This is a genomic window from Clostridium aquiflavi (assembly GCF_031344075.1).
Lineage (GTDB): Bacteria > Bacillota > Clostridia > Clostridiales > Clostridiaceae > Clostridium > Clostridium aquiflavi.
In genome coordinates, this window is the sequence record NZ_JAVJAN010000077.1 from 1 (window position 1) to 5188 (window position 5188).

The window sequence follows — 5188 nt, forward strand, 5'->3', positions numbered from 1 at the left end:
CTGATACTAATAGGTCGAGGGCTTGACCAATAAATAATTGTTATATACAATTTATGTGCAATTTTGAAAGAACATTCTTTCAATCCGAATCTGGTGATGATGGCATAGAAGTAACACTCCTTTCCATTCCGAACAGGACAGTTAAGATCTATAGCGCCGAAGGTACTGCACGGGAGACTGTGTGGGAGATTAGGACGTTGCCAGGTAAGGGATCTTTAGCTCAGTTGGTTAGAGCAACCGGCTCATAACCGGTAGGTCCGGGGTTCGAGTCCCTGAAGGTCCACCATTTTGGGGGTATAGCTCAGTTGGGAGAGCACCTGCCTTGCACGCAGGGGGTCAAGAGTTCGAATCTCTTTATCTCCACCATTTATTTAAAAGCTATGAAGTTAATTCATAGCTTTTTTTGTTATAATTAAAAGTATCTAACTTTTATTAGGAGAAACAAATTATGTTATATAGAATAAAACAATTTATTTTAGGGGTGCTATCTTACTTTGAAGATGATGATATTGATTTTATAAATAGATATTTAAGTATAGAAGAAAAAAATTTATTTATGAAATTAAGTAAACCGGACAGAATTCATTCATTTAGAGTATGCAAAGAAGCAATTCTTATGGGAAAAGATTATGATACTGTAGATGAATTTAAAATGGCTAAATGTGCATTGTTACATGATATAGGTAAGGTGAAAATTTCATTAAATATAATTGAAAAAGGGACAGTAGTAATTATAAATAAAGTTACTATGGGTAACTTTTTAAAGTATAATAAATATGGTAGAATAACTAAATATTATAATCATCCTGCAATTGGTAAAGAATTATTAGAAAATATAAACTTTAAAGATAAGGAAATATTGTATTGCATAGAAAATCATCATAAAAATTTAGAATTAATTGAATATAATTTATATTTAAAGATATTAAATATATGTGATAGTAGAAATTAAGTTTAAGTAAACATAATTAAACTATGGAGGGTAAAATCTTATGAATTCTATTGAGAGAAGAGAAAACATACTTAAAAGTTTAATTCAAAGCAAAATTCCACTAAAAGGAATTGAAATAGCAAAGAAATATGGAGTAACAAGACAAATAATAGTAAGAGATATAGCTATACTTAGAGCTAAAGGAAATAATATAATGGCTACTCCTGATGGATATATTATTAATAAGGAATTAAATAAAATAAAAGCTATAATAGCTGTAAATCATAAAGAAGAAGAGTTAATTAATGAAATGAGTATAGTTATTAAGTATGGTGGTACTATTGAAGATGTTATAGTAGAGCATCCTTTGTATGGAGAAATAAGAGGGATGTTAATGATTAAGAATTATAATGAGTTAAATAAATTTGCAGAAAAATATAAGAAGCAAGAAGGTAGATTGTTATCTGTGTTAACTAATGGTGTACACATTCATACTATATCAGCAGATACTCAAGAAGATATAAATAGTATTATAAATGAATTAAAAGAAAATGGATTTATAGTATCTGATTAGGAGGAAAGTATATATGGATTATGACGTACTTATTTTAGGTGGAGGTATAGTAGGATGTGCTGTAGCTTATCAATTATCAAAATATAATATTAATATAGCATTAATAGAAAAGGATTATGATGTAGCAGATGACATATCTTTCATAAATACAGCTGTTATTTATGATGGGTCAGAAACTTCTAATGATATGATGGCAAGGCTTGAAAGCATAGGTAGAAGATTAATTGAAGAACATTGCAAAAAGTTTAATGTATCATATGAAAAAACAGGAGCTTTGAGAATAACATCTAATAATAATCAAGATTATAAATTAGACATTATGTATAGAAGAGCTAAAAAAAGAGATATAGAAGGTGTTCATTTAATAGAGAATGATAAAGAACTTCTTTATAAGATTGAGCCTAACTTAAATATAGAAGTTAATAAGGCACTATATTCTGAAAATGTAGCAGTTATTTCTCCATATGATCTAGCGATATCTTATGCTGAAGTTGCTGCTGATAATGGAGTAAACTTTAAATTAGAAGAAGAAGTAATTGATATTCAAAGTCTTGTTAGTGGTTTCAAGGTAACTACTAATAAAAATAAGTTTACTTGTAAAGTTGTAGTTAATACAATACCTGATGAAATATCTTTTAATCATATTCAAGAGGAATATGATTATAAAAATATGAACTATATAATGTTTGAAAATAAATCAGAAGACAAATTAAAAACAATTCTTATAGACGATATAGATGATACGACTTTTGTTATAAATAATCCTAAATTACAAAATGGTAATTTAATAGGAATAAAAAGTAATCATATTTTATCTTTAGAAGAGGGAATTGATATGTCTGCAAGTATATTTCCTGAAGGTAAAAAGGATTTTGTGAGTAATATGTTTGCAGAAGTATATAATAAAGATATAATGATAATAGATGATAGTAAGTTAGATAATGGATATATAAAGATTACAGGAACTCACTATGGTAAAATTACTATTGCCCCAGCTATTGCCCTTAAGATAAAAAATACTTTAAAGGATAATTTAAATATTATTAGAAAAAAAGATTATATAGATAAAAGAAGAGAAGTATATAGATTTAAGAATTTATCAAATGAAGAAAGAAATGAAGTTATTTCTTTAGATAAAAGATATGGTAATATAGTTTGTGTGTGCAACAATATATCTGAAGGTGAAATAATTGATAGTATTAGAAGACCTTTAGGTGCTCGTACTGTTGAAGGTGTAAAGAGACGTACTGGTATTGGTAGAGGAAATTGTAATGGAGCTTATTGCGATATAAAGATAATAAAAATATTAGCAAGAGAAATGGATAAAAATATTTTAGATATAGTGGAAGACTCTAAAGATTCAAATATAGTATCTAGTAGAATTAAGGAATTTAAGGAAATATAGAATTTAGGAGATGTATTTATGAGCAGTAAGGATATTTTTACTAGTTTAGTTAGAGTAAAAGGAAGCCCCAATCATAAAGTTGTTTCTGTAAAAAGCAATAATCCTATAGAAAAGGAATTATGGAGGGAATTTTCAAAAGTTCTCAGTAGAATTTATGTTAGTGCACCTATAGATATTGGTGATATAATATGTAAAAACATAATGAATACGGGAATAGATATTATATGTACTAAAAAAATTGATAATAATATATAAAAAAACTTATAATATATTGACAAATATAAGCATTTTAATATAATATATTTAATACAAGTTAATATGTAAACCTTAGATAAGGCTAGTAGTAATATCATGATTTTTAGAGAGTTAGTGGTTGGTGTAAACTAATATTCATGTATTGTGAATCCACCTTTGAGGGACTGTGATTTAAGCAGTACGGTAATATCGTTAAATTTTAGAGTGAATAACATTTATGTTATTAATTAGGGTGGCAACGCGGAGTTTTTCGTCCCTTTTATAGGGGAGAAAGGCTCTTTTTTTATATAAAAAATTAAAAGGAGAGAATAATAATGTTAGATTTAAAGAGAATAAGAAATAATCCAGAAGAAATAAAGAAATTATTATCAAATAGAGGAGAAGATTTTAACGTAGCAGTTATAGATGAAATTGTAACTTTAGATGAAGAAAGAAGAAAAATATTAGTTGAAGTTGAAAGCTTAAAGAGTAAAAGAAATCAAGTTTCAGCAGAAATACCTAAGTTAAAAAAAGCTGGCGAAGATGTTACTGAAATAATGAATGATATGAGAAAACTAGGAGAAGAAATTAAAAATTTCGATACTAGAGTAAATGAGATAAATGAGAGAATAGAATACATAATGCTTAGAATCCCTAATATTCCAAATCCAGAAGTTCCAGATGGAGAAACTGATGAAGATAATGTTGAAATTAAAAAATGGGGAGAACCTACTAAATTTAATTTCGAACCTAAAGCTCACTGGGATTTAGGAACTGATCTTAATATCTTAGACTTTGAAAGAGGTGGAAAGGTAGCTGGATCTAGATTTACAGTATACAAGGGATTAGGAGCTAGATTAGAAAGATCAATAATAAACTATTTCCTAGATAAACACACTACTGAAAATGGATATACTGAAATATTACCACCTTACATGGTTAATAGAGATAGTATGACAGGAACTGGTCAATTACCTAAATTTGAAGAAGATGCATTTAAAGTAGAAAATAATGGATACTTCTTAATACCAACAGCAGAAGTACCAGTTACAAATATGTATAGAAATGAAGTTTTAAGTGGTGATATTTTACCAATAAAACATGCAGCATATTCAGCTTGTTTTAGAGCAGAAGCAGGATCAGCTGGTAGAGATACTAGAGGCCTTGTAAGACAACATCAATTCAATAAAGTAGAATTAGTTAAGTTCTGTAAACCAGAAGATTCTTATGCTGAATTAGATAAATTAGTAGAAGATGCTGAATCAGTTTTACAAGGATTAGGATTACCTTATAGAATAGTTAGAATATGCAAAGGTGATTTAGGATTTACTGCAGCATTAAAATACGATATAGAAGTTTGGATGCCAAGTTATAATAGATATGTAGAAATTTCAAGTTGTTCTAACTTTGAAGATTTCCAAGCTAGAAGAGCTAATATAAAATATAGAGAAACACCAAAAGATAAACCTAAGTTTATCCATACTTTAAATGGCTCAGGTGTTGCGATAGGTAGAACTGTAGCAGCAGTACTAGAAAACTACCAAAAAGAAGATGGAACAGTTGAAATTCCAGAAGCAATAAAAAGATTTATGAACGTAGATTTTATAAAATAATTAATTTAAGATAGATTATAAAGTAGTCTATATTGACACGGTAAGTTGATGTAGGCTACTTTTTATTGAATGAAATTTTTATAATAAAAATTAGTCATTATAATAGTATTAAGTTTTTAGTTTAATATTATAACTTATAATAAATTCTGTTTTTACAAGTGTAAAATAATTATAAAGATAGCATATAAAGCTTATTTTAGATCTAATAAATTAATGAAATGTAGTAAAATAGATTATTTAGAGGGATGTATAAATTCATAAATTATAATTTATATAAAAATATAAAATTTTTTAATAAATTATGTTGACAGAGTATATATATGTTGATATAATAACTCATGTAGTCACGGAGAGATGGTCGAGTTGGTTTAAGGCACCGGTCTTGAAAACCGGCGTGCGTGTGAGCGTACCTAGGGTTCGAATCCCTATCT

Annotated in this window: 5 protein-coding genes, 2 tRNA genes, 1 rRNA gene and 1 other annotated feature; all 8 genes read left to right on the plus strand. The window is 27.8% G+C overall.

The window, feature by feature from the left end; translation table 11 throughout:
* Positions 1–89: 89 nt before the first annotated feature.
* The 8 genes from rrf (at position 90) to serS (ending at position 4757) form a co-directional block, all read left to right on the plus strand.
* Positions 90–206 (plus strand): 5S ribosomal RNA (gene rrf / locus RGC78_RS15775).
* Positions 207–209: 3 nt separating this feature from the next.
* Positions 210–286: transfer RNA gene (locus RGC78_RS15780), tRNA-Ile, on the plus strand.
* Positions 287–290: 4 nt separating this feature from the next.
* A tRNA-Ala gene (locus RGC78_RS15785) sits at positions 291–366 on the plus strand.
* A gap of 82 nt (positions 367–448) precedes the next feature.
* A complete protein-coding gene (locus RGC78_RS15790) occupies positions 449–952 on the plus strand; it encodes an HD domain-containing protein (RefSeq protein WP_252224144.1) in 504 nt (167 codons plus the stop codon).
* 40 nt (positions 953–992) lie between these two features.
* Positions 993–1505 carry a transcription repressor NadR gene (locus RGC78_RS15795; protein ID WP_252224146.1) on the plus strand — a complete coding sequence of 171 codons (513 nt, stop codon included), beginning with the start codon at positions 993–995 and terminating at the stop codon, positions 1503–1505.
* A gap of 13 nt (positions 1506–1518) precedes the next feature.
* Positions 1519–2910: an NAD(P)/FAD-dependent oxidoreductase gene (locus RGC78_RS15800; protein WP_252224148.1), complete on the plus strand. Its 1392-nt coding sequence runs from the start codon at positions 1519–1521 to the stop codon at positions 2908–2910.
* An 18-nt stretch (positions 2911–2928) separates the two neighbouring features.
* Entirely contained in the window at positions 2929–3165 is a 237-nt protein-coding gene (locus tag RGC78_RS15805; protein WP_252215872.1) for a DUF1667 domain-containing protein, read from the plus strand.
* Between the two features lie 64 nt (positions 3166–3229).
* Positions 3230–3426, plus strand: a binding site (T-box leader).
* A 53-nt stretch (positions 3427–3479) separates the two neighbouring features.
* Complete coding sequence (gene serS / locus RGC78_RS15810; RefSeq protein WP_252224150.1) at positions 3480–4757, plus strand: serine--tRNA ligase; 1278 nt, start codon at positions 3480–3482, stop codon at positions 4755–4757.
* Positions 4758–5188 lie beyond the last annotated feature (431 nt).